Below are 26,055 nucleotides of genomic sequence, written 5' to 3'. Positions count from 1 at the left end.
AGCGGTCAGGCGACCTTGTCTTTCAGCACGCATTCCGGCGGCCGCGCTTCGCCGGCCGCGAGGTCGGACGCGAAGCGATAGAGCGTCGAGCAGTACGGGCAGATAATCTCGTTGTCGTTACCGAGGTCGAGGAACACGTGCGGGTGGTCGAACGGCGGGTGGGCGCCGACGCACATGAACTCCTGCGATCCGATTTCGATCACCGAGACACCGGCATCGTTATGGAAGTGCGGGACGACGTGGTCGGACATATTCTCACCTTGATGGCAACGATGGGCAGACGCAATCAACAGCATGCGGCATCGCGAAATGCCGCGCACCATACTGGCGGGAACAGTTGATTCCTAGAGCCCCGATGGCTCATTTGCTCATGCAAATTCGACACAATCTTGTCGTCCCAGAGAAGCCCTCCTTTGGTCGGAGCCGTTGTGTCGCAAAAACGGCACACTATCTCCAAGGCGAATAAAACTAGAGGTTTTAGCGGAATGAATCGGGTGCGCGTCAGCTTGGCGGTGGTCGGCGTGGCAGCAAGTGCTGCCGTGGGCGCGGCTATTTGGCCGCACGCCCGTGATGCCGGCACCGTGCTGGCGGCGCGGGACGATCCCGCTGCGCTCGCCGACATCAGGCTCAATTCCGTGCTGCGCAACAACCCGACGTTGATCTCCGACAATATCGAGGCAGCGCTGGCCTCCGGCGATGCCGACCTTGCGGCCAGCTTTGTCGAACTCGCCGGCGAGAAGAACATCGCGCTCAGTGATGATCTCACCAAGCGCGTCGATGATGCGCGCGCCGAGCAATCATCCGGCGTGCATTTCGCCAAGGGGTTCGCCACCGGCCTGGTGACCGGCAATGCCGACGATGTCGCAAGCCTGTCCGGCACGGTCGCCGGCGACCTGTTCGTGTTCGGTGATGTCAGGGACGTCGTGCGCGAGGGCAAGCACCTCGTGATGGGCGAGGACACCGACCAGCTGGTGCTCGGCCTCGCCGCCGCCGAGCTCGCGGTGACCGCGGCCACCTATGTGTCGGTCGGCGGCGCCGGGCCGCTGCGCGCCGGGCTGACGCTGGTCAAGGATACGCGCAAGGCGGGACGGCTGAGCGAGGGGATGATCGAATGGGCCGGGCGTTCGACCCGCGAGGTCGTCGACCAGCCGGCGCTGCGCGAGGCGGTCGCATCCGGCTCGGTGCTGCGGCCGGTGGAAACCGCAACCGCGATCCGCGCGGCCTTCCGCGCCGAGAAGGCCGGCGCCCTGGTGCGCGTCGCCAAGGACGTCGGGCGCATCGGCGAGGCGGCCGGGGTTCGCGCTGCGCGGGATACGCTCAAGGTCGCCGAGAACCCGAAGGAGATTGCGCGGGCGGCGCGGATCGCCGAGGTCAAAGGCGGACAAACCCGCGCGATCCTGAAGCTGCTCGGCCGCGGCGCGCTGCTGCTGGCGGCCGGGGCATTCAATCTCACCATGTGGCTGTTCGGCGCCCTGCTGGCGCTGTTCGGCTTCCTGTCGTCGATCAAGGCCACCACCGAACGGGCCACCGCCTGGTGGCTCAGACGAAGCAAGGCGCTGCGCCTGAAGCGGCAGATGGCCGCTCAGGCTACCTTGGCGAGTATGCCCGCCCAGGGTTAGGCTTGCGGTCGCCGGTCGATCGCCAATCGCAAATCCCAAGAACAAACGGAATGGATGATGCCGAGTTTCCATCACGGCGATGTCGAAATTGCCTATATCGACGAAGGCGCGGGCGAACCGATCGTGCTGGTGCACGGCTTTGCCTCGAGCAAGAACGTCAACTGGATCTACCCGACCTGGGTGTCCGATCTCGTCAAGGCCGGCCGTCGGGTGATCGCGCTCGACAATCGCGGCCACGGCGAATCCGCCAAGCTCTACGATGCCGCGCAGTACGAGATCGCGACCATGGCCGGCGACGTGATCGCGCTGATGGACCATCTCGGAATCGCGCGCGCCGACATCATGGGCTATTCGCTCGGCTCGCGGATGACGGCGATCCTGGCGCGAGAGAAATCCGATCGGGTGCGCTCGGCGATCCTCGGTGGGATCGGCATCGGACTGATCGAGGGCGGCGGCCCCGGCGAGGCGGTCGCGCTGGCGCTGGAGGCGCCGTCGCTCGACGATGTCACCGACCCGGTCGGCCGTACCTTCCGCGCCTTTGCCGATCAGACCCGATCCGACCGCCGCGCGCTCGCCGCCTGCCTGCGCGGCTCGCGCCGCCTGATGACGCGCGAGGAGGCGGCCGGCATCCGCGTGCCGGTTCTGATCGCGGTCGGCAGCAAGGACGAGATCGCGGGCTCGGCGTCAGCGCTCGGCCGGATCATTCCGGGTTCGGAGGTGCTCGACATTCCGAACCGCGATCACATGCGGGCGGTCGGCGACAAGGTCTACAAGACCGGGGTCATCGACTTCCTGTCGCGGCGAAAATAGATCGTCGGCTTCATCCCTGGCGAAGGCGCGCACGGCCGCGATCAGCACCACGAAGGTCGCGACCCACACCATGCGCGCGCCGTAGCGGTCGTGCGGTCCCGAGATCACGCCGCAGACAAAGGCATTGCCGAGCAAGGCGAGCGTGACCGTGCCCGCCAGCAACGTCAGATCGTCGAGCCGCCGCTGCCACAGGCCGCGGCCGAACAGGATGACGACCAGGAGCATCGAGCCCAGGGCGACCGGCACGTGGATGCGGTTGACCGCGGTGAAGTCGAGGTGCCCGCGTTGCTGCCGCGCCGCGCGCATCGGCCGGACCTGTTTGGGAATGTAGCGCTCGATGATGCCGTAGGTATGCGGGATCCAGCCATTGGTGCCTTCACCGGTCGCGACATGCACGAGCTGGTCGGCGGTTGCGGCCAGTGCCGCCTTGGCCTGCCATTCCGGATATTCGGCCAGCGAGCGCAGCACGATGGTGCCCATCTCGTCATTCAGTCCCTTGAAGCGGCCGAGCGTGTTGAACATGCTGTTGCCCCACAGGAAGTCGTCGGCGGTCGGCGGCAATTCGTCGCGATAGGGGCAGAGCTTCAGCTGCTCCGTCGCGCAATGATCGTGCAGGTATTGCGCGACGATGCCATCCTGCAGCATGCGCCCGAAGGCGACGCCATAGCCGCCGGGCGTCCAGGCCAGCTGTCCGGACAGCGCAAAGTTCGCGGCCAGCAGCATCGCCGCGCCGGCGACGGTGGTCAGGCTGCCTTGCACCAAGCCCGCGACCGGGATGCGCCGGCCGAGCCACGGACGCAGCATCCAGCCGACGCAGCACAGGCCGAGCAGCACCGCCAGCGTCGCGCTGTGCGTGGCGGCCGAAAACGCGATGAACGCGAACAGCACCGCCTTCTCCAGCGTCGAGATCCGTTCGCCGTGCAGGATGAGGATGAAGAGCGCGAGCACCGAAAGGCCGGCGAAGATGTCGGTCAGCAGCATGCTGGCCAGCCAGGGCAGGGCGGTGGTTGCGATCAGCGCGAGGCTGATCGCAATCAGCCGGACCGGCCGGGCGAGGTCGAGCACGCGCAGCGTCAGCTGCAGGATCCACAGCGTCGCCAGGGTCTGGATGCCGAGGTTGAGCCAGAAATCCGATGTCTCGCCGACATGGAGGTAGATGCCGAATACCGTGGACCGGCTCGGCACCAGGTAGCCCTCATACCAGCGCGCCAGATAGCCGCCGGTATCCCATTGGAGCAGCGGATAGCCGTTCCAAAATGCGGGGGCGAGCAGCAGGAGGGGGATGGCAATGGTCGCGATCCAGACCGACCGTGCGTCGGTCAGGCGGGCACCTAAACTCTGGGTATTGATGATGTTTCCCCCTTTTATTGGGGCCGACCATGCCCAAAACCACACTGGGGACGAAATCCGCCAATAGTTGCAGAAGCACGGCTTGATTTCGGCAAAATCCCGACCAATTCCCCTAGACGCCGGCCCCGGGGGTGTTCGGCTGGGGTTTACCGTACTGAGCCATCCCGGGACGCGCTGGGTCCATCGTGCTATAACGCACATCAGAACAACCGAATTGCGAGAGCAGCTATGGCAGTTCATCAGGTCAATCCGCAGGGAGGCAAGCTTGCGGCGCTCGATCCGATCTGGGATCGAATCCGCGGCGAGGCGGAGGACATCCTGCGGCGCGAGCCGGAACTCGCATCCTTCATCTATGCGACGGTGCTGCATCATGAGCGGCTGGAAGATTCGGTAGTCCATCGCATTGCTGAGCGGCTCGATCACGCCGCGCTGTCGGGCGATTTGATCCGCCAGACCTATGGCGAGGCGTTGCGCGATGCGCCCGATATCGGCAACGCGTTCCGCGCCGACCTCGTCGCCGTCTATGACCGCGATCCGGCGACCTCGCGCTTCATCGATCCCTTGCTCTACTTCAAGGGCTTTCACGCGCTGCAGACCCACCGTCTCGCGCACTGGCTGCATCAGAAGGGCCGCAAGGATTTTGCATTCTACCTGCAGAGCCGCTCCTCGGCCGTGTTCCAGACCGACATCAACCCTGCCGCCAGGATCGGCCGCGGCATCTTCCTCGATCATGCCACCGGTTTCGTCTGCGGCGAGACGGCGGTCATCGAGGACGATGTCTCGATCCTGCATGGCGTCACGCTCGGCGGTACCGGCAAGGAGAACGAGGATCGCCATCCGAAGATCCGCCACGGCGTGCTGATCGGCGCCGGCGCCAAGATCCTCGGCAATATCGAGATCGGTCATTGCGCGCGCATCGCGGCCGGCTCGGTCGTGGTCAAGCCGGTGCCGCACAACGTCACGGTCGCGGGCGTGCCGGCGAAAATCGTCGGCGAGGCCGGCTGTGCCGAGCCGTCGCGCACCATGGACCAGATGCTCAGCGCGATCGGGCTTTGATTCCATTCGCTTTCTGATCGCGGCGAAAACGCGCCCAAACAAGAGTCGTGTGCGCAACATCACGTCGCCAAAGCCTGAAAAGGCTCTGGCGATCTTGGCCGTCTCGTCCTAAAACTCCCCCGAAAATCATCGACCCGATTGGAGACGGCCGTGGACGTTCAGGAAGTCAGGAAGCTCGACGCGTATCTGAAGCGCGTGTTCAGCAATCCCAAGATCCGCGTGGTGCCGCGGCCCAAGAAGGACGACTCGGCCGAGGTCTATATTGGCGAGGAGTTCATCGGCGTGCTGTTCGTCGACGACGAGGACGATGATCGCTCGTTCCAGTTCCAGATGGCCATCCTGGAAGAAGATCTGGCTGAATAGGGCCGAACAGCCTCGCTGCCGGCCAAGCCGTCGTATGACCGCTGGCGCCGGTGGCCATTCGCGCACCGCCGCGCGGATCAGCGGTCCGACAAGCCCGGGGCTTCGCGATGGCGAAGCGCACCGGTCGCCGGGTCCAGGGAACGCGACCAGGGAACGCGACTCAGGCGCCGCGTGAAAGCAATGCCGGCACAATCAACGACAGGCCCGCGAGCAGTAGCAACGCAAGCACGACCTTGCGGAATATCTCGTCGTCGATCTTTCCGTATAGCTTGAAACCGCTCCAGAGGCCGGCGAGCAGAAACGGCAGACCCAGCCCGTACAATTTGAAGGTTTCCGTCGTGAAGGCGCCGGTGACCCCCATCGAAATCGAGATCACGACGAAGGCGGCGAACAGGACCGGCTGGAACACCGCGCGCTGCGCGTCCCTCGTCCAGCCGCGCCATTGGCAGGAGATGGTCGAGATGATGCCGCCAAGTCCGGTGAGTCCGCCGACCAGCCCGTTGACGAGGCCGATGGCGATGTCCGGCGCGATGCCGATCTTCATCGGCCTGAACGCCGGTCGTGCCAGGCTGTAGATCGCATAAAGCACCAGCAATGTCCCGACGCCAAATCGTAAGTGGACCGGGCTGAGATAGGTGAGCAGGACCACTCCAGTCGGGATGCCAATCGTCGTGCCAAGCGACAACGGCCAGATGGCGTGCCAATTCAGCGCCTGACGCAATTTCAAGATGCCGTACCCCTGCGTGAGCAGGCCGTAGCCCGCGATCAGCGCCGCTGTCTGGATCGGTGTGATGATGTGCAGCCACACACCTGACACCACGAGGCCCATCGCAAACCCCGAAAGGCCGCTGACGAACCCGCCGGCAAGAGAGGCGAGAACAAAAAGAACGAGACCCACTCCATCCATCGGTCACTCCCCCAAAAGCGAGGTGACGCACACTTGGATGTCAATTCCATCTGACGGGGAGGATGCGGATCCCCGAGTTTGCTAACCGGCTGTTGCCGGCTGATCGCCGGCTTACCTATCTGCTTCTCCGTAGGTGATTTGATCAAACAGTGTCACACTGTCGGCCTTGGTCCACAGCCCCACTTTGCCCGCATCGCCGAACGTGGAATCCTCGACCTCGAACAGTTGCTTGCCGTTGAAAGATACAATGAAGCGCGAGGCTTTGAAGTCGATCCGCAGCGTGTGCCAGGTATTGGACGGCACCTTGATATCGATTCCATAGCCTCCCTTGCGGCCGACAATGTCGAGCGGGCTCCGCACGCCGTTCACAGTCTTGTAGAGGACGACATTGTCCTCAAGTGCGTTGGCGCGGGTCACGTAGTAGTTGTTCGCGTCCTTCGCTCGCCAGACAATACCGGCGGCGCGGTCCTGGGATCCTGCGAGAGCCTTGAACCTGACCTCGACGAAGCCGTCCTTGATGCTGGTGTCGTCCTTCAACAGCAGCGGGTAGGTCGCTCGGCCAGATTGCTTGAGCACCTTCGATTTCGACGGCGCCGTCGCATCGTTTTCGACCGTCCATCTCGATTCGCCCGATCCCGTGACGGTGGCAGTCCAGCCGTCGGGCGCGACGCCGATCTGGGTACTCTCAAAACCGACTGCGTAACTTGACATGTCGTTCACTCCCAAGACGAGCAGTGTAGCTGCGACGATGGCCATGAGCCGTTGGGGATGGGGCATTTCCCGGCTCCCGTCAGGTCGAGAATTCCGGCATGCGGACGTGTTGTGAAATGCGTACTGACCGAGCGCTGAATCATTCGGGCCTGGACCCTTAAACGGGAGGCTCCGCCGGGGCGGGAAGTTGGTCGAGTCCCGCGATTCCCATTGCGCGTAATGCAATGTGGAATCCTTGGCAAATTGATCAGGGAGAGTTGGAGGCTTGCTCTTGTCCATGTGCGCATGACCTCGACAAGTCGAGCGTTGCACAGTTCTTGGACCGAAGCCTCAAGGGGAGACCGTAATTCCCCTGCGAATGTTTTAGTCCAGCGAAGCGACAAAGGCAATACGCGCCGACCGGTACCGCCATGGAATGCGTCACGGAGCCTGTCATCCGGCGGCGCTGCGCGCCGACCAAATGGCACGCGTTGACGGCGTTACCCCTTCGCGCTGTGCATCTGCGCGGAGAGACGGTTCATCGCGGTGGCGATGTCGCGCCACTGCGCAAGCCAGCTGCGCGGAAAGCGAAAGATCAGATCGGCGCCGTCGATGCGCCGCTCACTCAGGCACATGCCGGGCGTCGAGGTATCGCGCGTGCAGCGCGCGGTCAGCTGCGGCGCGCTCGCGGTGAACAGGTCCTCGCCGCCATAGGGCGTGCCGTCGCGGAACGCGCGCGCCGTCAGGCCGTCATCAATGTTTGCGCGCTCGTCGAGATAGCGCGGATAGATCGTGCGCAGCCGCATGTCCGGCGCGAGTGAATCGTGATGCGCCGCGATCGACACGAAGATCCTGTCGATCGGCTGCACCTTGTCCTCGACCGTATCGGCGCTGTAGTGCTTCGGCGCGGCAGGCGCTTCCAGCGACGGATAGAGGAAGCTCAAATCGACGCGCTCCTGCGGCCCGGAGTGGCGCTGGATCTTCATGCGCACGGCCATCGTCGGCACGTTGAACAGCGTGCCGCCGACGCTCACCGGCAGCCGCGACGGATCGCTCGGCGGGATGGTCGTGTAGGTCGGCCACAGCAGATAGGCGACAAGCGCGACCGCGCCGGCCGCGATCACCGCCGAGGCGATGATCGGAACGAGATGCGCGCGCGGGTTGCGGCGGGTGTCGCGGGCGAGATGCTGGGCGGTCGAGAGAAGCGTCATGAGCGAGGCTGAGATCAGGTCGGGAGTGGCCGAATCATCTGCCGAATATGCCACGTGGCGGGGAATTTCCGTACGATTCCAATGGAATCCGGGACCGAATGGCCATGCGCAAACGCCACGTCTGACGTGTCCGGTTAACCTTTCCTTAAGGATGATGTGGCGGCAGGCTGCCAATTCTGCGAAGCAGGGCGGGTGGCCTGTTGCGTAGCGGAAGTTCCGATGTCGCCCGATACCTTGAATTCCCTGTTCTCGCTCTTGATCGGTTTCGCGCTCGCGGGCGCGCTGGCCAACGGTTACCAGGCGATGGCGGAGCGCCCGGCCGGTTTCGGTCTGCTGCAGGAGGGCGCGGCGCCGAAGACCTTCGCCGCGGTCCCGTTCCTCGTCTTCGCCGCACCGTTCATCATCATGCGCAACACGCTGCGCGGGGCACGCATCGAGCGCCGCCGCTTCGAATTCGTGATGATGGCAACCGTCATCTCCGGCTTCTGGAGCCTGATGTCGGGCACGTTCTTCATGATGACGCTGCGCGCTGCGGGCGTGCTGGCCTGATCCGATCGTGATCCGCGGCCGATCACGGTCGCGCTTGCTTGAAACCATGTCGGCCGTCGTGCCAAGGTCTCCTGCGATCAGGGCTTCGGTTCTGATTGAATCAGAAACCGAAGCTCTGGATTTTCGTTTCGACGCGTTTTCCTCACGCGAACCGGTGTCCACTTCGCTCGAAAACGCTCCAGGGAGACCTCAATGGCGATCTACGAACTCGACGGGCAGGCGCCCGATCTTCCCGCCGACGGCAGCTACTTCATCGCCGACAATGCCGTGGTGATCGGCAAGGTCCGCCTCAAGTCCGCCGCGAGCGTCTGGTTCGGCGCCGTGCTGCGCGGCGACAATGAGTGGATCGAAATCGGCGAGGGCTCCAACGTCCAGGACAATTCCACCCTGCACGTCGATCCCGGCTTTCCCCTCAGCATCGGCAACAACGTCACCATCGGCCACAATGCGATCGTGCACGGTTGCACGCTGGAAGACGGCGTGCTGATCGGGATGGGATCGATCGTGATGAACGGTGCGCGGATCCGGCGCGGCAGCGTGGTCGGTGCCGGCTCCGTCATCACCGAGGGCAAGGAGTTTCCGGAAAATTCCCTGATCATCGGTGCACCGGCCCGCGTGGTGCGTACGCTTGACGCTGCGCAGGCCGAGGCGTTGTCGCGGCCGGCGAAGTCCTACGCGATCAGGGGTCCGCAATACAAAGCGGGACTGAAGAAAATCGGCTGAGGCCTCAGCGCTTGCGGCCGCGCTTGCGCGCGGCGTTCGCTGCCGTAGTGCGAGGCTTCGCTGCGTCCTGCGGTCTCGTTGCTTCCTGAAGTCTTGCGCTCTTGCGCAGCGCATCCTTCAGGTCGATCGGAATGCCGTGCTTCTTGAGCAGGTCGGCGAAAGCCTCGTCCGCGAGCTCCTGCAAGGTCGCCATCCGGTCGCGCCCGAGCTGCTTCAGCTTGTCGAAAGTGTCGTCGTCAAACTCGATCAGCTTGCGCAAATTGCATTGCTCCCAAACTGTATTGCTCCAACGCCTGTCGGAACCGGCGTTTTGCGGACTCGTTGACGTCCGCAAAGGAGAATTGCCATGCGCAAACTATCTGTCACCACCGCGCTCGCGACAATCGCGATTGTGCTGGCGCCGGCGGTTACCGTCGCCCAAGGTACCGGGAGCGGCGCCGGGACCGGCAGCCCTTCGTCAGCCAGCCCGACATCGCCGCAAGCCACTTCACCGCCGGCCGGGACCAACAGCGCCGGGACCGCGCAATCCTCCGGCGGCCCCAACGCCGGCAGAGGCGTTACCACCGGATCGGCAACGACGACCGAGAGCGTCGACAAGGCCATCGCCGACGAGAACAAGGCGGTCGAGCGCCGTACGAAAGGTATCTGCCGCGGCTGTTAACTTCTGACGGCCGCGCTTCGATGAACGCGGGTCGCGCAGATGTGAGCGCGACATAGGCGCGCGGTGGAAGCCGCGGTCCTAGATTGGGTTAGCATGCGCGGGACGCGGCGGAGGAGGCTTGAAAACAAAGCCTTTGAAAAAAGGAGTAACGGGTGATGTTGCGTAAAACGATGATTGCCTTGCTGGCGACGGCCTCGGTCGGTCTGTTCACCGTCGATGCTGCGTCGGCACGCGGTGGCTTCGGTGGCGGCGGCTTTCATGGTGGTGGCGGCTTCCGCGGCGGTGGCGGATTTGGCGGCTTCCACGGCGGCGGCGCTGCATTCCGGGCAATGGGCGGAGGCGGTGGCTTCCGGTCGGCTGCGATCGGCGGCGGCGGTTGGGCCGGCCGCGGCTGGCACGGCGGAGGCTGGCGTGGTGGCGGCTGGAACGGTGGCTACTATCGGCGTGGCTGGGGCGGCTGGGGCTATCCGCTCGCGGCGGCAGCGGTCGGCTTCGGGCTGGGCTATGGCGCCTACGATTACTATGACGGCTACTACGGCAATCCGTACTACGCGGGCTACGGCTACGACGATGGCTACGGCTACGGTTACGGAGGCTGTTACGTCGTGCGCCGCGGCGTGATGACACCGTATGGCTGGCGCGTTCGGCCGGTGCAGGTTTGCAATTGAGCCATTCGCTCACGCATGGCCGGTCCATTCGGTCGCCATGCTGATGGTCTTGCAATGATCGGCGCGGCCGGCGTTTCGATGCCCGGCCGCCGCGCTGGGTCCCGCACTGGTATGCAGCTTGCACCGCCTTGCAGCAGTCCGTGCGTGAGCGCGCCGCGAAGACAAATGGACCGGCTGCGATTGAGGCCGGGCCCGGAGGACAACAAAGATGCTGACCATTCCTGACCTGACATTGCTGCTCATGGTGGTTGTTGCGAGCCTTGCCGTTGCGCTGATCTACATGCTGCGCGAGCTCGAGCCGAAGCTTGCGCGGCTGCGACTGCGAGGTGGTCGCGCCTTACGCGATCGCACCGAATAGCGCGGCAATTCCGGTGGCCGCGGTGGTGCTGCGCATCCAGAGTCGTCAGCCGAGCACGCCGTATTTCTTCAGCTGGTCTGCATCTTTCGCGCGGCGAGGGCCGCCTTCGGGATCTCGAGCCGGAGCTTTCCTGCTGGGCGGTCCCGAGCGGGATTCAAGGACCCCAAAAAACAAGGCCGTCGACGTAGTATACCGTCAACGACCTTGCCAGCCCCGGATATTGAAATCGGCTCACGCCATCCGGTCATTCGAAGATGACTCGGATTCGAAGGCCGATGTGTGAACCAGTTCACAAAGTCAGGATTAATTCACGGTAACGGGCACTCATGATCGGCCGCCGCCGGCCGCCCTCGAGCCCGAAAGTTCCCCATTAGATGATGATCTTGCTGGGGATTTGGCGCATTTTTATGACTCGTCACCTCGCCGGGCACGGGCTTTTTCGGGAGGCGTCAACCGCGCGACCTGTGGCGCTTCCGGTTGGCGCTACGGGTGGCCTTCGAGCGCTTGCGCGGCGCCGGCTCGGCCGCCGGCTCGTTGGCCTGCGCGCTCGCCAGCGACTGGCGCAAACCCTCGACCTGTTCGGTCAGCGCGGCGACCTGGTCGGAGAGCTTCTTCGCATCGGCCGCCTGCAAGGCGAACTGCTTGCGCATGGTCAGCAGCTGGTCCTGCACCTCCTGGAGTTGGTCGATGGATTCCTGCTGGGTCACCTCCATGCCCTTGGTCTTTTCCACCAGGGCCTCGGAGACCTGCGCGGTCCGCGCCTGCAACTGCCGCGCAGCCACCGTGCGGTCGGTCTCCGGCACGTTGCCGGTGTAGGCGCGCCACAGCGCGATCGAGCCGATCCCGAACAGCACGAGCACCAGCGCCACGGCGCCGATCGCGATCGGCTGCACGCCAATCAGGCTGCTGGCTTGTGAATTCCGGGGGGCAAGTTCGACCATGCGACCAACAACCGGACGTCAATTGAAAGGTTCGAAATAGCACAAACCCCGGCGCGGGCAAAACCGGGGGGTGTGTAGACCACTGCGGCAGCAGCGAAATTTGTATCATATGTTAGTCTTCGGCCGTGCTGCCCGGCCCGCGCGAGGCACGATCGGCTCTGGCCGACCCGAACTCAAGCTCCCCGAATTCAGCCTCTGGGTGCGACCAGGCCGACCCGCATGTCGTTTACCAGATAGACGCAAGCGCCGTCGGCGAGCACCCGGCCGTCGGCGATGCCCAGCACCAGCCGGCCGCGCCTGGCCTGGCGCATGTCGACCTCATAGCGCACCAGCCTGACATCCGGCGTGATGTGCCCCCTGAACTTGACCTCGCCGACCCCGAGCGCGCGGCCCTTGCCCGGCGAGCCCGACCAGCCGAGCCAGAAGCCGATGATCTGCCACATGGCGTCGAGGCCGAGGCATCCGGGCATCACGGGGTCGGCGGCAAAGTGACAGGCGAAGAACCAGTGGTCCGGTGCAATCTCGAGTTCGCCGGCGACGTGGCCCTTGCCGAACGTGCCGCCGTCCAGGCTGATCTCGGTGATGCGGTCCATCATCAGCATCGGCGGTGCCGGCAACTGCGCATTGCCCGGGCCGAAATAGCCGCCTTCGCTCGAGCGCAGCAAATCCTGCTTGCTGTAGGACGATTGCGGAGCGTGAAAATCGTGCGGATTGAACAGGATAGCCATCGATGTTTGGGTTCTGGCTGAAGCTTAGCTGCGGCTGCGCCGCGTGGCTCTTGGCCGCGCGGACAGAGGTTTGGCAGGCAGGCGCAGCGCGGCGGCCATGAAGGCCCAGATGTCGCCGGTCAGCCTCGCCGGATCAGGCCGTCTTTCGCTCATGAGCGCGCCGATCAGCGCCTGGCGGATGCCGCCGATCATCAGCGCGATGGTGAGGTGAGGGTCGATGCCGCCGGGCACGATCCCGTCGCGCTGGGCCGCCTCGAGCATGCGGGCGCCGGCTGCAAGCTGCCGGCCGGTGAAGGCGGTCTCGACATCGAGCACCTCGGGCGCGCGGCTGAGCGGTCCGATCACGAGGGGCGCAAACGGGTGATCGTAGTGAAAGGCGACATAGGCGCCGATCCGCGCCTTCTCCCGGTCGGCCCAGTCCGTGGCGGACAGCTTGGCACCGCCGAACGCCGCCGCATCGAGTTGTTCATAGAAGCCTTCGACCACGGCGGCGATCAGGCCGGCTTTCGATCCGAAGTGATGGTAGGCGAGCCCGACCGAGACCTGCGCCCGCCTTGCGACGGCCTGCATCTCGAGGTGCCCGTGGCCCTCGATGAGCTCGGCCTGCGCTGCCGAGAGCAATCGTTCCCGTGTCCCCAGGCTCGCGTCCATCATGGGCCCATTTGTTGAATTGAATTCAATTCAATATGGTCGATGCTAGGATGTCAAACCGCCGACGCGGATGGCAGAGCGAGCCGGCGAAGGGATGCGATGGCGTTTGCAATCAAGACCGAGATCCGAAATCCGCGGGCGAAGGTGTTCACCTTCACTGCGCAGAAGACCATGTATGGCGGCAAGCACATCGCGGCCGACGATGTCGTGTTCGTGTTCGCGAGCGAGAACGAGGGCGGCAGCGGCCTGATCGCCCGCGCGATCGTCGCGTCGGCCGACGCGACACCGCGCAAGATCGGCGTCATCAGGCAGACGCCGCGCGTCAGCATCACGGTCAGACGCACCGCATCCGCGGCGCGGCTGTTCGGGCGCGACCAACACAAGCGCTTCAAGGATTGGGGCGATGGCCGGCCCGAGACTGAGCTGAATTTCAAATTCTATCGCCAGGCCACAAACAAGATCGCCGGCATCTCAGACGAGACCGCGGCGTTTCTCGAGCGGTTCTTCTAGGCGTCGATCGACGCCGCTCAAAAAGGGTGCGGCCAGCCTTTGGGGGAAGGCTGGCCGCGCGCGAACCGGTCTGGGACGGGGAGGGGTGGGGATGTGACCGGGTCGCGAACTCCAAATTTCCTGTTCTGCTCAGCGCGAGCTTGCCGTTGCAACTGCCGGGCGGTTGTCACCGAGCGAGACCCACACATTGGGATCGCCCTGCGACTGCCGCTTGACGAAGCGGTAGCCAGTGTCGGTCCAGGCGACGATGCTCTCGTTCTGGTTATCGAGCACGAACTCGCCCTTGTCGGTCTTGACCGTCAGCACCGCGTGGCCTTCGCCCTTCTTATCGCGGACCACCGTGATCAACAGCGCCTCGCGGGGCCAGCCGGCGTCCATCAGCATCTTGCGCTTCAGAAGCACGTAGTCCTCGCAGTCGCCGTAACCGTCTGATGGCAACGACCATTTCTCGATCACGCCCCAATGATCCATGTCGGTCATCGGCTTGATGGATTCATTGACCCACTTGTTGACCCGTACGAGGTCCCGCCAAGCGGTCTGCGACAACACGATGTCGCGTGGTTGCGTCGCGCCGCCGCGGCATTCGCCCGGATTGTCGGCACAGAATTCGACCCAGCCGATCGGCGAACGCGCAACGTCACCCAGGCTGGCGTAGACCACGTCGCCGGCCTTGGCCGACACGCACGTCGCAAACAGAATGGCGGCAACCGCCAAACCTTTCCCCTGTCCCCTGAACCCAAACATCGTGGCCCCCGTTCTTCTTGTTGGGACCACGTTTCGCACAAAGCTTTTGCGCCGCCGCTAAGTACGCAAAGTAGATTTGACGCGAATACTGGTAAAACTTGCGGCGAATTCGAACTGTACTTGAATCTAATTCGCGTAAAATTTGAAACAACTGCAATTGATTCAAATTTTATGCATTAACGCGGCGAGCGCTGCGCCAGCGCGGTTTGTTGCGTCAAACGCTGCGGCCGTTAACCGCCGATTTTCACCGGGCCAAACGCGCCGAAGGCGGCCACCGGTGCACCGGTGGCCGCCTTCGCGGGCCAAAACAGGGGTCTTGAGCGCTTTTTCGCTTTACCTCGCGGTAACGCTCTCTTCGAGCGTTTCCGCCGATTGCTCGTGAACGAACTCGAGCGCGAAGCCTTCCTCGAGATTTCGCACCACGCGGGCCTGTACCCGCCCGAGCATCACGAGCGATTTCAGCGGCGGGCGGTTCTCGGCGGCAATCGCAGCACCGGACAAGGAAAGGTCGATGATGCGGCAGGTCATCCGCGTGCCGTCTTCCTGGGTCAGCAGGGCGATCGGGTTGCGCGGCACGATACGGTCGTGGCGGCGATCCTCGGGCAGATTGAGGATGTCGCGGTTGGCGAGCCAGGTCAGCTGCGCGGCGAGCTTGTCGCGCTTGCGCGCGGTGGCGCCGATCGTCATCGCAAAGCCGTTGTCGATGATGCGGGTGATGCGCCCCTCGACCCGGCCGATATGGTCGAGATAGGCGATCACGCGGTCGCCGACATTGCCGATGCCCGGCGCCAGCAAAGCGAGGCCGCCCGGCGACATGTTGATAATCTGGCAGGGAAACTCGCGCCGGTCGGGCAGCATGTAGCGGCCGAGCAGGTGCACCTTGACGCGCTGGAAGCGCCGCCGCTCCTCGGCTACGGGGACGACGGTAGTTTTCTTCTGTGCAAACGACATCACGACAAACCCGGCCACCGTCCATTCGGAGCCCCGACGACCCTAAGGCTGATAGGGTTAACGGGGCGTTACGGTTGAGGCGGGGAACCCGCACACGGTGCAAGAGAAGCGTGAGTGGATCCCGCATGGCCCCGAAGGGGTCAGGGCCGCGCATCAGGTTCGCCGAACCACCGCGACATGACCTGAGCGACTTCATCGAGGTGAGGGGCAGTGTCAGCGGCCCATGCCACGAAGCCGTCGGGGCGTACAAGCACGGCATTGAGGCCCAGCCGATCCCGCGCGTCGCTTGCGACATAGCCGATCCGGCCACGCCAGCGATCGGCAAGCGCTTGCAGAGGAGAGTGCGGATCGAAGTCCAGCAGCAGGCCGCGCCCGTTCCTGAGCAGTTCGCCGAGCTTCGAGCCGCAGGCGAGCTCGAAGTCGGGGGCGCTGCGTCCCGCCAGCGGATGGTTGCCGCCAAGATCGTAGCGCAGCGAAACGCCCCACACGCGCTCGGCAAAGTAGCTCGCACCGTCTGATGTCGCGATCAGGTCGCAGATGATGGCTTCGAGCGCGCGCGAACTTCGGCTTGGCCGCATCAGCGCGACCTGGGCGCGCGACCAGTCCAGCACCTGCGCGCCCGCCGGATGCCGCTCACGCGAATAGCTGTCGAGCAGATCCGCTGGTGCGTCGCCGCGGATCGTGGCCGCGAGCTTCCAGCCGAGGTTCATCGCATCGCCCAGCCCGAGATTGAGCCCCTGGCCGCCGAGCGGAGAATGAATATGTGCGGCATCGCCCGCGAGCAGCACGCGCCCCTTGCGGTAATCCGTCGCCTGACCGGCGCGATCCGTCCAGGTGGTGGCAAGCCGGAGCGCCGTCAACGTGATGTCCGTGCCGGAGACGCGGCGCAGCACCGCCTGCACATGCTCGCGCGTGATCGGCCGGGTTCGGTGGAAGGCGCCGCCGTCGAACTCCACCATCGCGATCGTACCGGGCCGCGCGTAGGTATACATGCCCGTCGGCGTGTAGTGACGGCCCGCGCTGAGCTCGTCCGGATCGACGATCTCGACCTCGACCGAATAGCCGGTGAACTCGGGATCGGTGCCGACGAATTCAAAGCCGCCGGCCTTGCGCACCATGCTGCGGCCGCCGTCGCAGCCGACCAGCCAGCGTCCGTGGAAAGTCGCGTCCCCGGCGCGAACGGTGACGCCGTCGTCCGACTGATCGAACGCATCGACACTCAGGCCGCGCCTGATCTCAACCCCCAGCGCGGTTGCGCGCGCGGCGAGAGCGGATTCGAGCGCCTCCATCTCGACCGCCATGCTGGTGCCGGCGGGGCTCGGCAGGCGAAACGGCCACTTCGACGTGTCGACATCATCGTGATAAAACTGGATGCCGGCAAAATGCCCGGCCGGGCGGCGCGGCTTTTGCATCCAATGCGTGCCATTCGATGCGCTGCTGCCCGAGCCATCTCTCGTGTGCTGTCGTGCCGCGATGTCATCCAGCATCCCGCGACGATAGAACGCCTCGATGCTTGGCGCCGAAAGGCCGCGCATCCCGAAGGGCAGCCGCTTCAGCGGCGAATGCGGATCGGCGGCCTGCTCCAGCACCAGCACCGAGCACCCTGCGAGCCGCAGCTCGCAGGCGAGCATCAAGGCGACGGGGCCGGCGCCGGCAATCACGACATCATGGGGAAGGGGGCGGCTGGTGTGCATGAACTGCTGCTCCTATGTCGTTGTTCGACCGGAGCGGTTCGTCGGGTTGAGAACCACACGGACGAACATTGGGCGCCTGGATGGTGGCGTCCGGTGTTCGTCGTGGGGATCTCATGCACGTGGCGCGAGACCAGAGCTTTCGTTCGAAAGGACTTCGATCCGAAAGGACCTTCGTTTTCGAAAGGACTTGGGCTTACCAAACCAAGTCTGCCTTTTCCGACGCGGCGTATATAGCTGCGTGGCGTTCGATCCGCAACGGAAGATGCGCGGCTGCGCATTACTGGAACAATGCGCTGCCGCGATGTCGCGGCGCGACCGCGCCGGCGTTGCCCGGTTCGTCGACGCGGCGCGAGCCCGGGCGTGGCGCAAGATTATCCGGCGTCTTGATGTTGCTCGCGAGCCCTGCGGCTTCGAATGCTTTGATCAACCACCAGCCGAGGTCGATCTGACCCGGCAGCAGCCCGAGCTTCGCGGAGCCAGGATAGGCGTGGTGATTGTTGTGCAAGCTTTCGCCCGTGCTGATCAGGCCCGCGATGCCGACATTGTAGCCCTGGGCCGCGACGCCTTCGATGATCCAGGTCTGTCCGCCCTTGCGATGCGAGTAATGACCGATCAGATGCCCCAGACCGGCCAGCTCCACGGTGGCGGCGCCCGGCGGATCCGGGGCGCGCGGAAGCGATGCGGTGAGGTTATTTGGCCTCGGCGTCCATTTCCGGTTCGACAGCCGCCGCTGGTGGTTCAACAGCCACGGTTTTCAGCACCTTTCGCTTCGCGGCGCGGACCTCAATCTGGAGCGGCGGCTGATAGGACCCGCTCGGCGGCACGAAGACGAAGGCATGGTGTCCATCGCCCTTGTTGAGCTTGAGAAGATCGTTGCGGAACTCATCGGCGACGACTTCGCCAACGAGGTTGCCGTTGAAGTAGATATCGATCGCGACCCTTTTGTCGGGGTGTTGGTTGTACAGGGCCCAGCCGGCAATCCTTTTCTCGTTGACGACGTCGACATGACCGGTGATCTCGCCATACAGGCTCTCGATGCCCGCCTCGATCACCTCGAGGTCGCTCCTGTAGATCGATCTCGTCACATCGAAGCTGAAATTCGCCGTATCGACGCATTGGTCGAGCAAGCCCTGTCGATGCTCCTTCATTCGTTGCAGCGTGTCCAGTTCGCCCAACTTGACGTACATGCCGACGATGCCTTCGATACCAGGATTCATGGTGTCGTTCCCCGCAATGCTACCAGCCAATTCGCCTTCGGCTGCCTTCACAATCGATGCCTCCTTGCGGAAAATACTCCGCCAGGACTCGAAGCGCCTCGTTCCGCCAAGGTCTGTCATGAAGACCTTCATGACAGGCCTTCATGACATCCCAATCGTCCTGACCTAAAGTCGGCTCGGCCGAACCCGGCCCAACGACAAGGACAGGGAGAGCGAACCGATGGAGCAGATCCGCGTCTGCACGCATGATGGACCTGGAGCCAAGCCGGTAATCCGGACAGTGCCATGGCCGGAAATCGGCAAAAAGGCGGCCTTGATCAAGGTGGGTGCCTGTGGCGTTTGCGGAACCGATCTGCACATCCTGAAGGGGCATTGGCCGAAGCCGTTGCCGTGGCCGTTCACGCTCGGCCACGAGCTCGGTGGCGTGATCGTCGAATGCGGCGCGGAGTTCACCGAGGATTTCATGAGCAAGCCGCTGCAGGTAGGATCGAAGGTGATGATCCCGCCCTTGATGCCGTGCGGCCGCTGCTACTACTGCATCCATTATCCCGAGAGCGCCAACAAGTGTCTGACGCCGGTCTATTACGGCCGCTATCTCGGTTTCGACAAGGCGCCGCACATGTGGGGAGGTTGGGCCGAATATGTCTATGTCGATCTCGACATGCTGCCCGGCACCAAGATCTACAAATTGCCTGACGACATGTCGCTGCGGCTCGGCGCGCTCTCCGAGCCTCTGACCTCCTGCATCCGCGCCTTCAACCGCGCCACCCGCGCCGGCGGCTTCAGCTGGGGCGACACGGTGGTGATCCAGGGCTCGGGGCCGATCGGTATCCTCGCGGTCGCCGCCGCGCAGGAAATGGGCGCGGGGCGCGTGATCTGCGTCGGCGCGCCGGAGACACCGCGCCTTGCGCTGGCGCGCAAGTTCGGCGCCGAGGCGACGGTCGATATCGAGCAGCTCAAGACGCCGGAGCAGCGCATCAAGGCGGTGCGTGACATCGTCGGCGGTTTCGGCGCCGACCTCGTCATGGACTGCTCGGGCCATCCGACCGCCGGCCCCGAGGGCATCGAGATGCTGCGCGACGGCGGCACCTATGTCGAGATGGGGCAGTTCACCGATGCCGGCTCGATCAACACCTCGTGGCACCGCATCTGCACCAAGGATCTCAACGTGCTCGGCTCCTGGGGCTTTACCGGCAACGACCTGCCGCTCGGCGTCGACATGCTCTACCGCACGCGCAACAAATATCCCTGGCTCGACATGCAGACGATCTATCCGTTCACCGAAGACGGCGTCGCCCGCGCGGTTGCCGACGCAATGGCGATGAAGACGGTGAAGTCGACCATCGTGCCGTGGCCGGAATTGGTCGGGTGAAGCAGATCGCGGATGCTGCAAATCCTGCTGCAGTGCTCCCAAGGATTTGTGGCTAGAGCGTTTTCGAGCCGAAGTGGATGCCGGTTCGCGTGAAGAAAACGCGTCAAAACAAGAATCCAGAGCCCCGTTCCGATTCCATCGGAACGGAAAAAGGCTCCAGGGTGCGGCCGATTGGGCCCTGATATCGCTCGCCGGGACGACGGCCCGGCGCTAACATCGGATCATGCATTCGAACCGTGTGCCGCCGAGCGCGACGTTTGCGTGGGGAAACGTGTCCGAGGACTTCGCGCTGTTCAGAACCCTCAGCGCGGAGCAGCGGCTGATCGCCTTTGGCGCAATGACCCGGCGCGACCTCGTGCGCGGCGAACTGCTGGTCGAGCAGGGCGGCGCCTCCGACGCGCTGTTCCTGGTGCTGCATGGCGCGCTCGCGGTGTACCGGACCAGTCATCCCGAACCGATCGCGGAGCTTCGCGCCGGCGAACTGGTCGGCGAGATCGGGTTCTTTGCCAATATCCCGCGCACGGCCAATGTGATTGCGATCCGCGATACCAGCGTGCTGGTGTTGACGCGCGCCGCCTATACGACGCTGGCGCGGGAAACGCCCGAGATCGTCGAGGCGCTGCTGGCTGCGCTTGCACGGCGGTTTGCCACCGAGACCGCGCGCCTGTTGCCGCTCCGGGCGTCGCCGAAGGCGCGCACCGTCGCGCTGATCCCAGGCGGACGGGAACCGGTGCCTGCCGCCTTTGAGCACAGGTTGCGCGAAGGCCTTGCCGCTGCGGGTGCCGAGATCGTCGACCTCGCGCGGGTTCAGGCGATGTTTCCCGGCCGCGCGCTGGACGCATCCGAGGTCGCCGACTGGCTCAACAGGATCGAGTACGACGCGCCGCTGGTGGCCTATTTCGGTGGTCCTGACGCATCGGAGTGGGCGCGGAAAACCATCCGCCAGGCCGATCTGGTCGTGTTCGCCTGCCGTGGCCATGCGCCCACGCCCGATCTGACGGAGATCGAACGCTTCGCCTGCGCCGTGCATCCGGCGTCGACGCGGCGCCTCGTCCGGGTTCATGACGTCAGGCGCCACGAGGTCAGCGGCACCGCGTCGTGGCTGGCGCGGCTGCCCTGCTTCATGCATCATCACGTCGCGCTCGAGGACCAGCTCGACATCGACAGCCTGGTTCGCTTCCTGTGCGGTCGCGCCGTCGGATTTGTCGCCGGCGGCGGCGGCAGCCTCGGCACCGCGCATGTCGGCGTCTACAAGGCGTTTCGTGAGCGCGGCGCGATGTTCGACATCTTTGTCGGCACCAGCGTCGGCTCGGCGATGGCAGCGGGCTTTGCCAAGAACTACGACGCCGAGCATCTCGAGCGCGGCACGCATGAGATATTCGTCTCCAGCCGCAGCTTCCGCCGTCCGACCTGGCCGCGCTACGCCTTGCTGGACCACAAGGCGTTCGATGCCGCGCTCGCCGATCAGTACGGCCACAATTGCCGGATCGAGGACTGCTGGCGGCCGTTCGCGGCGGTCGCGACCAATCTGTCGACGCACAGTCTCGAATTGATCCGAACCGGTCTGCTGTGGCAGGCGGTGCGGGCGTCGAGCGCCATCCCCGGTCTGCTGCCGCCGTTCTATACGAGGGACGGCTCGATGCTGGTCGACGGATGCCTCGTCGACAACGTTCCGCTGGCGCAGATGCACCAGATGAAGAGCGGACCGAATCTGGTGGTCCATTTCGGCGACCCGGCAACCGAGATGTTCGACGTCGACTACGCCGCGCTGCCGGGGCGGCTTGAGCTGCTTGCATCGCTGCTGACGCCGTTCCGCAAGAAATTGCTTCCGGCCGCGCCGAGCGCCGTCAACGTGCTGTGGCGAAGCCTCGTCGCGCATCAGCGCTATGATACGCTGCCGACCACGCCGCTCGACATGGTGATGCGTCCGCCGACGCCCGACGGCATCGACGTCACCGATTTCGACCGCCATCAGGAAATCTTCGAATCTTCGTACCGCTGGGCTCGCGAGATCATTGCTGCCTCGGAGGCGGCGCATAATCCCGCCATTGCGGCCATCGTCGCGTCGGCCAGCGGAGCGGACAAGGGATCGGACATGGTCGCTGACAAGGGCGCGGATCGCGCGACAGCGACCGCGCCGGTTTCTTAGCAGGCCCGCTCGGTTGAGCGGCTTGCAGGCGCCGGCGAAGTCGACCATCGTGCCGGACCGAATCCGGAGAACACGATGCCTTTCGATTTGATCCTGCGCGGCGGACGGGTGATCGACCCGTCGCAGAAACTCGATGCCGTGACCGATATCGGCTTTGCCGCGGGCAAGGTCGCTGCGCTCGGCCGCGAGTTGCAAGCCGATCCAGCCACCGAGGTCCGCGACGTCTCGGGGCTGATCGTCTCACCGGGCATCATCGACCTGCACACTCATGTCTATTGGGGCGGCACCTCGCTCGGCATCGACGCGGAGGAGTTTTGCCGCAACTCCGGCGTCACCACCTCGGTCGACACCGGCAGCGCCGGCCCTGGCAACTTTGCCGGCTTCCGCAAGCATGTGATCGAGCCGAGCCAGGTCCGTATCCTCGCCTATCTGCACGTCTCGCACGCCGGCATCTTCGGCTTCTCGGATCGCGTGATGGTCGGCGAAAGCGAGGAGCTGCGGCTGATGAATCCGATCGACGCGGCGCGCGTCGCCGACGAGAACCGCGACCTGATCGTCGGCATCAAGGTGCGGGTCGGCCTGTTCGCCTCGGGCACCTCGGGGCTGGTGCCGCTCGAGATCGCGCTCGAGGTTGCCGAGGAGGTCGGCATGCCCCTGATGGCGCATATCGACCATCCGCCGCCGAGCTATGAGGAGGTGCTCGCGCGCCTGCGTCCGGGCGACGTGCTGACCCACGCGTTCCGTCCGTTCCCCAACACGCCCGCGACCGCGCAGGGCACGGTGAAGAAGGTCGTGCTGGAGGCGCGCGAGCGCGGCGTGCTGTTCGACATCGGCCATGGCAAGGGCTCGTTCGCCTTCAAGACGGCGCGCGCGATGCTCGCCAACGGCTTCTATCCCGACACCATCTCCTCCGACATCCATCAGCTCTGCATCGACGGACCGGCATTCGACCAGGTGACGACGATGTCGAAATTCCTCTGTATGGGGATGCCGTTGCCGGACGTGATCGCTGCGTCCACCGTCAATGCCGCGATGGCGTTGCGGCGGCCGGAGCTCGGCAGCCTCAAGCCCGGCAGCGTCGGCGACGCCACGCTGCTCTCGGTCAGGGAAGGGCAGTTCGACTATGTCGACGTGGTCGGCGAGCATTTGACGGGCGATCGCAAGATCGCATCCGAAGGCGTCGTGATCGGCGGACGCTGGTGGCATCCGCGTTAGAATTGATGGACGCGCCGCCGAGGGCAGGTGACTGACATGATCTTCTGGATCGCGGGTGTGGCTGGATTGGCGATCGCCTATCTGCTCGGTTCGACGCCGACGGGGTATCTGGCGGGGAAGCTGCTGAGGGGCATCGATATCCGCCAGCATGGCTCCAAATCCACCGGGGCAACGAACGTATTGCGAACCCTGGGGAAGTGGCCCGCATTGGCGGTGCTCCTTGTCGACGTGCTGAAAGGCGTAGCGGCAATCCTGTTCGCCCGCTGGTTTTATCTCTGGTTGTACACCTTGCCATCCGTCACGCCGCCGGCAGCGCTTGATCCGCAAACGTGCGTGTCCTGGGCTGTCTGCCTGGCCGGGCTTGCTGTGTTGCTGGGGCACGGCCGTTCGATCTGGCTGAATTTCACCGGCGGCAAATCCGCTGCGACCGGGCTCGGCGTGTTGCTGGCGATGTCCTGGCCGGTAGGCCTCGGCGCTGCGGCGGCCTTTGGCGCTGTGGTGGCTGTCTTTCGGATTGTCTCCCTCGGCTCGATGGTGGCGGCATTGACGGCGATCGTCCTCGTCTGCGGCCTGGAGCAACCGTTGCCCTATCGCTTGCTGGTGATCGCAGGCGGCATCTACGTGATCGTGCGCCATCGTGCCAACATTCAGCGGCTGCTGGCCGGCACGGAGGCGCGGCTCGGGCATTGATAAAAGGTTCGGATTTCCTCAGGGAAGGCTGATCGATCAATCCGATGATCCGACCTTGAGCGCTCCTGAGCGAAGTCGGTACCGGTGTGCGTGAAGAAAACGTGTTTGAACCATGGATATGGAATCCCGTTCCGATTCCATCGGAACGGCGTGCTAAAGCGCGATGAGATTAGGTTGAATCGTCATCGCGCCTTAGCTCTTTGTTTGAGCATGATCTTTTCGGAAAACCGCTTCGCACTTTTCCGGATCATGCTTTAGTCGGCGACGACCGGCCCGAAAGGCTGCCATCGCTCACCGGTGAAGCGCATCATCCGGAACTCCTTCACCACGCGATAGTCGGCGCGGCTGGTATTGATGGCGAGGCCGGGCAACAGCAGATCGAGTCTGACATCCTTCAGGCTGGCGGCCTGGCGCATGATGTTGTCGCGCGAGAGATCGTCGCCGCATTGGTGCAGCACGCGCACCAGCAACTCGGCGGCGCTGTAGCCGTAGGTCGTGAAGAGGCTGTTCCGGTCGCCTTCCGGGTAATAGGAGGCCATGAAGGCGCTCCATCGTTTCATGCCGGCATCGTCGGCCCAGGTCGGGTCGCTGGCTTCCTTGAACGAACTCGCCGAAATCAGCCCGCGAGCGTGCTCGATCCCCGCCGGCACAAGCACCGCGTCGATCGAGGACGAGCCGACACCCAGCAAATGCAGCGGCTTCCAACCGAGCTCGGCGGTCTTGCGGATGGCCTGCGCGGCGAATTTCGGCGCGGCCATGTCGATCAGCACGTCGACATCAGCAGCCTTGAGCCGGACCACCTGCGAGTCGATGGTCGGGTCCGTCATGTCATAGGGGGCTTCGGACGCCAGCATGGCCGGCGCCCGCGCGCCGAGCGCGTCCTTCAGCCCCGCGAGATATTCCTTTCCGCTCTCGTCATTCTGATAGAGCAGGCCGATCCTGGCGTTCGGGTAATTGTCGAGAATGAAACGCGCATAGACGCGGATCTCGGTTTGCAGGTTCGGCGCGAATCCCATGGTCCAGGGAAAGTTGACGGGATCCTCGAACCGCATGGACCGCCCGCCCGCGAAGAGCTGGGGAACGTGGCGGTCGTTGAGATATTTCTGGATCGCGATGTTGGGGGCGTTGCCCACCGACTGGAACATGAACAGGACTTCGTCACTTTCGACGAGCTTGCGGACCTGCTCGACCGTCTTCGCCGGCGTTGCGGCATCGTCGTAGGAGATCAGGTTGATCCGGCGGCCGTTGATGCCGCCCCGCTCGTTGATCATCCGGAAGTAGGCGGCCTGCACCTTGCCGATGACGGAGAATACCGACACCGGGCCGCTATAGGGCATCGTCTGTCCTATCCTGATCTCGGTATCGCTGGCACCGGGATCGTATTTGCGGCCTTCGGCAAACAGGTCGGCCGCAGCAAGCAGACCGAGGCTGATGATCGCAACTCCGATGGTCGGCCTGAACCAGCCCTTGCGCATCGCGTGGCTCCACGATCGGCAGTCATGATGGCGAGTCATCCGCGCACCGGGTTGTGGAGGCGTGGTACGACCGTCGAGGAGGCGCCGGCGCTTGGCTGCCTGCTGCCGCGCAAGCATTCCCTCGTAACAGACTCCTAGCATTCGCGCGTGCAGGCGGTCTCGCAATGTCATCGGGCGTTTTGCCCGAAGCGGCGTGGAAATACTCCCGACTGATCGGCGAGCCACGTTCCTGTGCGGCGTGAGTTCTTCGTCCGGGAACATTGCGCTCCTTGCGCTCCATCGCCGCGTGAAGACGGCGCGCGCGATGCTCGCCAACTGCTTCTACCCCGACACCATCTTCTCCGACATCCATCAGCTCTGCATCGACGGAACGGCATTCGACCAGGTGACGACGATGTCGAAATTCCTCTGCATGGGGATGCCTTTGCCGGACGTGATCGCGGCGTCCACCGTCAATGCCGCGATGGCATTGCGGCGGCCGGAGCTCGGCAGCCTCAAGCCGGGCAGCGTCGGCGACGCCACGCTGATCTCGGTCCGGCAGGGGGACGTTCGACTATGTCGATGTGGTCGGCGAACATCTGAGGGGCGATCGCAAGATCGCATCCGAAGGCGTCGTGATCGGCGGACGCTGGTGGCATCCGAAATAGGGCACGTACTCACAAAACCGCGTCCGCTTCGTTCTCAAGCAGGCGATAGCGAAGCCGGTCTGGATGCCAAGGGCCGACGGGCGACGTCGTCCCCTTGCCAAATTTC

28 protein-coding genes and 2 pseudogenes are annotated in these 26,055 nt (G+C 64.3%); 15 read left to right on the top strand and 15 right to left on the bottom strand.

Going from position 1 to position 26,055, the window contains the following annotated elements; translation table 11 throughout:
- Positions 1-5: 5 nt before the first annotated feature.
- Positions 6-251 (bottom strand): zinc-finger domain-containing protein, encoded by a 246-nt coding sequence (locus tag QA639_RS27215; RefSeq protein ID WP_283090629.1) that lies wholly within the window; start codon positions 249-251, stop codon positions 6-8.
- A 234-nt stretch (positions 252-485) separates the two neighbouring features.
- On the opposite strand from QA639_RS27215, the gene QA639_RS27210 reads away from it, so the two are divergent.
- Both QA639_RS27210 and QA639_RS27205 read left to right on the top strand, forming a co-directional pair.
- Entirely contained in the window at positions 486-1,619 is a 1,134-nt protein-coding gene (locus QA639_RS27210) for a hypothetical protein (RefSeq protein WP_283087711.1), read from the top strand.
- A gap of 57 nt (positions 1,620-1,676) precedes the next feature.
- The gene (locus QA639_RS27205; protein WP_283087710.1) at positions 1,677-2,429 is read left to right on the top strand and encodes an alpha/beta fold hydrolase; all 753 of its coding nucleotides are present in this window, start codon (positions 1,677-1,679) and stop codon (positions 2,427-2,429) included.
- A gap of 3 nt (positions 2,430-2,432) precedes the next feature.
- Here the strand turns inward: QA639_RS27205 and QA639_RS27200 are convergent.
- Positions 2,433-3,824: pseudogene (locus QA639_RS27200) on the bottom strand (hypothetical protein); the annotation flags it as partial.
- Between the two features lie 183 nt (positions 3,825-4,007).
- Between QA639_RS27200 and cysE the strand changes: the two are divergent.
- Both cysE and QA639_RS27190 read left to right on the top strand, forming a co-directional pair.
- Positions 4,008-4,835 (top strand): serine O-acetyltransferase, encoded by an 828-nt coding sequence (cysE, locus tag QA639_RS27195; protein ID WP_283087709.1) that lies wholly within the window; start codon positions 4,008-4,010, stop codon positions 4,833-4,835.
- 150 nt (positions 4,836-4,985) lie between these two features.
- Positions 4,986-5,198: a DUF3126 family protein gene (locus QA639_RS27190; RefSeq protein WP_021077729.1), complete on the top strand. Its 213-nt coding sequence runs from the start codon at positions 4,986-4,988 to the stop codon at positions 5,196-5,198.
- Between the two features lie 160 nt (positions 5,199-5,358).
- Here the strand turns inward: QA639_RS27190 and QA639_RS27185 are convergent, their stop codons facing one another.
- The 3 genes from QA639_RS27185 to QA639_RS27175 form a co-directional block, all read right to left on the bottom strand.
- Positions 5,359-6,105, bottom strand: a complete 747-nt coding sequence (locus QA639_RS27185) for a sulfite exporter TauE/SafE family protein (RefSeq protein WP_283087708.1) — start codon at positions 6,103-6,105, stop codon at positions 5,359-5,361.
- A gap of 111 nt (positions 6,106-6,216) precedes the next feature.
- Complete coding sequence (locus QA639_RS27180; protein ID WP_244482344.1) at positions 6,217-6,882, bottom strand: 3-keto-alpha-glucoside-1,2-lyase-like domain-containing protein; 666 nt, start codon at positions 6,880-6,882, stop codon at positions 6,217-6,219.
- A gap of 413 nt (positions 6,883-7,295) precedes the next feature.
- A complete protein-coding gene (locus QA639_RS27175) occupies positions 7,296-8,006 on the bottom strand; it encodes a hypothetical protein (RefSeq protein WP_028336116.1) in 711 nt (236 codons plus the stop codon).
- 219 nt (positions 8,007-8,225) lie between these two features.
- Between QA639_RS27175 and QA639_RS27170 the strand changes: the two genes are divergently transcribed.
- Together QA639_RS27170 and QA639_RS27165 are read left to right on the top strand one after the other, a co-directional pair.
- Positions 8,226-8,555 (top strand): DUF6949 family protein, encoded by a 330-nt coding sequence (locus tag QA639_RS27170; protein WP_283087707.1) that lies wholly within the window; start codon positions 8,226-8,228, stop codon positions 8,553-8,555.
- Between the two features lie 192 nt (positions 8,556-8,747).
- Positions 8,748-9,278, top strand: coding sequence for a gamma carbonic anhydrase family protein (locus QA639_RS27165; protein ID WP_028336118.1), 531 nt, complete (start codon positions 8,748-8,750; stop codon positions 9,276-9,278).
- Positions 9,279-9,282: 4 nt separating this feature from the next.
- Here the strand turns inward: QA639_RS27165 and QA639_RS27160 are convergent, their stop codons facing one another.
- The gene (locus QA639_RS27160) at positions 9,283-9,537 is read right to left on the bottom strand and encodes a hypothetical protein (protein WP_018272329.1); all 255 of its coding nucleotides are present in this window, start codon (positions 9,535-9,537) and stop codon (positions 9,283-9,285) included.
- Positions 9,538-9,624: 87 nt separating this feature from the next.
- Here QA639_RS27160 and QA639_RS27155 point away from each other — a divergent pair, with 87 nt between their 5' ends.
- From QA639_RS27155 to QA639_RS27145, 3 genes are all read left to right on the top strand, one after another.
- Positions 9,625-9,939, top strand: coding sequence for a hypothetical protein (locus QA639_RS27155; protein ID WP_028336119.1), 315 nt, complete (start codon positions 9,625-9,627; stop codon positions 9,937-9,939).
- Positions 9,940-10,094: 155 nt separating this feature from the next.
- A complete protein-coding gene (locus QA639_RS27150; RefSeq protein ID WP_028336120.1) occupies positions 10,095-10,607 on the top strand; it encodes a hypothetical protein in 513 nt (170 codons plus the stop codon).
- A 208-nt stretch (positions 10,608-10,815) separates the two neighbouring features.
- The gene (locus tag QA639_RS27145) at positions 10,816-10,965 is read left to right on the top strand and encodes a hypothetical protein (RefSeq protein ID WP_167350419.1); all 150 of its coding nucleotides are present in this window, start codon (positions 10,816-10,818) and stop codon (positions 10,963-10,965) included.
- Positions 10,966-11,414: 449 nt separating this feature from the next.
- Here the strand turns inward: QA639_RS27145 and QA639_RS27140 are convergent, their stop codons facing one another.
- The 3 genes from QA639_RS27140 to QA639_RS27130 all read right to left on the bottom strand — a co-directional run bounded on the left by QA639_RS27140 (position 11,415) and on the right by QA639_RS27130 (position 13,288).
- Positions 11,415-11,906 (bottom strand): hypothetical protein, encoded by a 492-nt coding sequence (locus QA639_RS27140; protein ID WP_283087706.1) that lies wholly within the window; start codon positions 11,904-11,906, stop codon positions 11,415-11,417.
- Between the two features lie 188 nt (positions 11,907-12,094).
- Positions 12,095-12,625 (bottom strand): bifunctional 3-hydroxydecanoyl-ACP dehydratase/trans-2-decenoyl-ACP isomerase, encoded by a 531-nt coding sequence (gene fabA, locus QA639_RS27135; protein ID WP_283090628.1) that lies wholly within the window; start codon positions 12,623-12,625, stop codon positions 12,095-12,097.
- Between the two features lie 33 nt (positions 12,626-12,658).
- Positions 12,659-13,288 carry a TetR/AcrR family transcriptional regulator gene (locus tag QA639_RS27130; protein ID WP_283087705.1) on the bottom strand — a complete coding sequence of 210 codons (630 nt, stop codon included), beginning with the start codon at positions 13,286-13,288 and terminating at the stop codon, positions 12,659-12,661.
- Between the two features lie 96 nt (positions 13,289-13,384).
- Here QA639_RS27130 and QA639_RS27125 point away from each other — a divergent pair, with 96 nt between their 5' ends.
- Positions 13,385-13,795: a hypothetical protein gene (locus QA639_RS27125; RefSeq protein WP_283087704.1), complete on the top strand. Its 411-nt coding sequence runs from the start codon at positions 13,385-13,387 to the stop codon at positions 13,793-13,795.
- Positions 13,796-13,924: 129 nt separating this feature from the next.
- On the opposite strand, the gene QA639_RS27120 is transcribed toward QA639_RS27125, so the two are convergent.
- From QA639_RS27120 to QA639_RS27100, 5 genes are all read right to left on the bottom strand, one after another.
- On the bottom strand, positions 13,925-14,539 hold the full coding sequence (locus tag QA639_RS27120) for a transglutaminase-like cysteine peptidase (protein WP_026192955.1): 615 nt from the start codon (positions 14,537-14,539) through the stop codon (positions 13,925-13,927).
- 333 nt (positions 14,540-14,872) lie between these two features.
- Entirely contained in the window at positions 14,873-15,490 is a 618-nt protein-coding gene (locus tag QA639_RS27115) for a PilZ domain-containing protein (RefSeq protein ID WP_028336124.1), read from the bottom strand.
- Positions 15,491-15,630: 140 nt separating this feature from the next.
- Positions 15,631-17,184 (bottom strand): FAD-dependent monooxygenase, encoded by a 1,554-nt coding sequence (locus QA639_RS27110; protein ID WP_283087703.1) that lies wholly within the window; start codon positions 17,182-17,184, stop codon positions 15,631-15,633.
- Between the two features lie 277 nt (positions 17,185-17,461).
- On the bottom strand, positions 17,462-17,824 hold the full coding sequence (locus QA639_RS27105) for a hypothetical protein (RefSeq protein WP_283087702.1): 363 nt from the start codon (positions 17,822-17,824) through the stop codon (positions 17,462-17,464).
- Positions 17,825-17,873: 49 nt separating this feature from the next.
- Entirely contained in the window at positions 17,874-18,533 is a 660-nt protein-coding gene (locus QA639_RS27100; protein ID WP_283087701.1) for a hypothetical protein, read from the bottom strand.
- An 88-nt stretch (positions 18,534-18,621) separates the two neighbouring features.
- On the opposite strand from QA639_RS27100, the gene QA639_RS27095 reads away from it, so the two are divergent.
- The 4 genes from QA639_RS27095 to plsY all read left to right on the top strand — a co-directional run bounded on the left by QA639_RS27095 (position 18,622) and on the right by plsY (position 23,827).
- Positions 18,622-19,773, top strand: coding sequence for a zinc-binding dehydrogenase (locus tag QA639_RS27095; protein ID WP_050385824.1), 1,152 nt, complete (start codon positions 18,622-18,624; stop codon positions 19,771-19,773).
- A 223-nt stretch (positions 19,774-19,996) separates the two neighbouring features.
- Positions 19,997-21,922, top strand: coding sequence for a patatin-like phospholipase family protein (locus tag QA639_RS27090; RefSeq protein WP_283087700.1), 1,926 nt, complete (start codon positions 19,997-19,999; stop codon positions 21,920-21,922).
- 75 nt (positions 21,923-21,997) lie between these two features.
- Positions 21,998-23,137: an amidohydrolase/deacetylase family metallohydrolase gene (locus QA639_RS27085; protein ID WP_157346346.1), complete on the top strand. Its 1,140-nt coding sequence runs from the start codon at positions 21,998-22,000 to the stop codon at positions 23,135-23,137.
- A 36-nt stretch (positions 23,138-23,173) separates the two neighbouring features.
- A complete protein-coding gene (gene plsY / locus QA639_RS27080) occupies positions 23,174-23,827 on the top strand; it encodes a glycerol-3-phosphate 1-O-acyltransferase PlsY (protein ID WP_283087699.1) in 654 nt (217 codons plus the stop codon).
- A gap of 254 nt (positions 23,828-24,081) precedes the next feature.
- Here the strand turns inward: plsY and QA639_RS27075 are convergent, their stop codons facing one another.
- A complete protein-coding gene (locus tag QA639_RS27075) occupies positions 24,082-25,302 on the bottom strand; it encodes an ABC transporter substrate-binding protein (RefSeq protein WP_283087698.1) in 1,221 nt (406 codons plus the stop codon).
- 289 nt (positions 25,303-25,591) lie between these two features.
- Here QA639_RS27075 and QA639_RS27070 point away from each other — a divergent pair.
- Positions 25,592-25,949: pseudogene (locus QA639_RS27070) on the top strand (amidohydrolase/deacetylase family metallohydrolase); the annotation flags it as partial.
- Positions 25,950-26,055 lie beyond the last annotated feature (106 nt).

It is taken from the genome of Bradyrhizobium pachyrhizi (assembly GCF_029714545.1).
Taxonomy (GTDB): Bacteria; Pseudomonadota; Alphaproteobacteria; order Rhizobiales; family Xanthobacteraceae; genus Bradyrhizobium; species Bradyrhizobium pachyrhizi.
This window is presented reverse-complemented; position numbering and strand designations above follow the sequence as displayed.

Bases quoted from the DNA above. Each gene is read 5' to 3' on its own strand.
- QA639_RS27120 (WP_026192955.1), bottom strand. From the start codon at position 14,539: ATGTTTGGGTTCAGGGGACAGGGGAAAGGTTTGGCGGTTGCCGCCATT.
- QA639_RS27115 (WP_028336124.1), bottom strand. From the start codon at position 15,490: ATGTCGTTTGCACAGAAGAAAACTACCGTCGTCCCCGTAGCCGAGGAG.
- QA639_RS27100 (WP_283087701.1), bottom strand. From the start codon at position 18,533: ATGAAGGTCTTCATGACAGACCTTGGCGGAACGAGGCGCTTCGAGTCC.
- QA639_RS27145 (WP_167350419.1), top strand. From the start codon at position 10,816: ATGCTGACCATTCCTGACCTGACATTGCTGCTCATGGTGGTTGTTGCG.
- QA639_RS27110 (WP_283087703.1), bottom strand. From the start codon at position 17,184: ATGCACACCAGCCGCCCCCTTCCCCATGATGTCGTGATTGCCGGCGCC.
- QA639_RS27125 (WP_283087704.1), top strand. From the start codon at position 13,385: ATGGCGTTTGCAATCAAGACCGAGATCCGAAATCCGCGGGCGAAGGTG.
- QA639_RS27180 (WP_244482344.1), bottom strand. From the start codon at position 6,882: ATGCCCCATCCCCAACGGCTCATGGCCATCGTCGCAGCTACACTGCTC.
- QA639_RS27205 (WP_283087710.1), top strand. From the start codon at position 1,677: ATGCCGAGTTTCCATCACGGCGATGTCGAAATTGCCTATATCGACGAA.
- cysE (WP_283087709.1), top strand. From the start codon at position 4,008: ATGGCAGTTCATCAGGTCAATCCGCAGGGAGGCAAGCTTGCGGCGCTC.
- QA639_RS27165 (WP_028336118.1), top strand. From the start codon at position 8,748: ATGGCGATCTACGAACTCGACGGGCAGGCGCCCGATCTTCCCGCCGAC.
- QA639_RS27155 (WP_028336119.1), top strand. From the start codon at position 9,625: ATGCGCAAACTATCTGTCACCACCGCGCTCGCGACAATCGCGATTGTG.
- QA639_RS27130 (WP_283087705.1), bottom strand. From the start codon at position 13,288: ATGATGGACGCGAGCCTGGGGACACGGGAACGATTGCTCTCGGCAGCG.
- QA639_RS27090 (WP_283087700.1), top strand. From the start codon at position 19,997: ATGCATTCGAACCGTGTGCCGCCGAGCGCGACGTTTGCGTGGGGAAAC.
- QA639_RS27215 (WP_283090629.1), bottom strand. From the start codon at position 251: ATGTCCGACCACGTCGTCCCGCACTTCCATAACGATGCCGGTGTCTCG.
- QA639_RS27140 (WP_283087706.1), bottom strand. From the start codon at position 11,906: ATGGTCGAACTTGCCCCCCGGAATTCACAAGCCAGCAGCCTGATTGGC.
- QA639_RS27150 (WP_028336120.1), top strand. From the start codon at position 10,095: ATGTTGCGTAAAACGATGATTGCCTTGCTGGCGACGGCCTCGGTCGGT.
- QA639_RS27210 (WP_283087711.1), top strand. From the start codon at position 486: ATGAATCGGGTGCGCGTCAGCTTGGCGGTGGTCGGCGTGGCAGCAAGT.
- plsY (WP_283087699.1), top strand. From the start codon at position 23,174: ATGATCTTCTGGATCGCGGGTGTGGCTGGATTGGCGATCGCCTATCTG.
- QA639_RS27075 (WP_283087698.1), bottom strand. From the start codon at position 25,302: ATGCGCAAGGGCTGGTTCAGGCCGACCATCGGAGTTGCGATCATCAGC.
- QA639_RS27175 (WP_028336116.1), bottom strand. From the start codon at position 8,006: ATGACGCTTCTCTCGACCGCCCAGCATCTCGCCCGCGACACCCGCCGC.
- QA639_RS27170 (WP_283087707.1), top strand. From the start codon at position 8,226: ATGTCGCCCGATACCTTGAATTCCCTGTTCTCGCTCTTGATCGGTTTC.
- QA639_RS27085 (WP_157346346.1), top strand. From the start codon at position 21,998: ATGCCTTTCGATTTGATCCTGCGCGGCGGACGGGTGATCGACCCGTCG.
- QA639_RS27095 (WP_050385824.1), top strand. From the start codon at position 18,622: ATGGAGCAGATCCGCGTCTGCACGCATGATGGACCTGGAGCCAAGCCG.
- QA639_RS27185 (WP_283087708.1), bottom strand. From the start codon at position 6,105: ATGGATGGAGTGGGTCTCGTTCTTTTTGTTCTCGCCTCTCTTGCCGGC.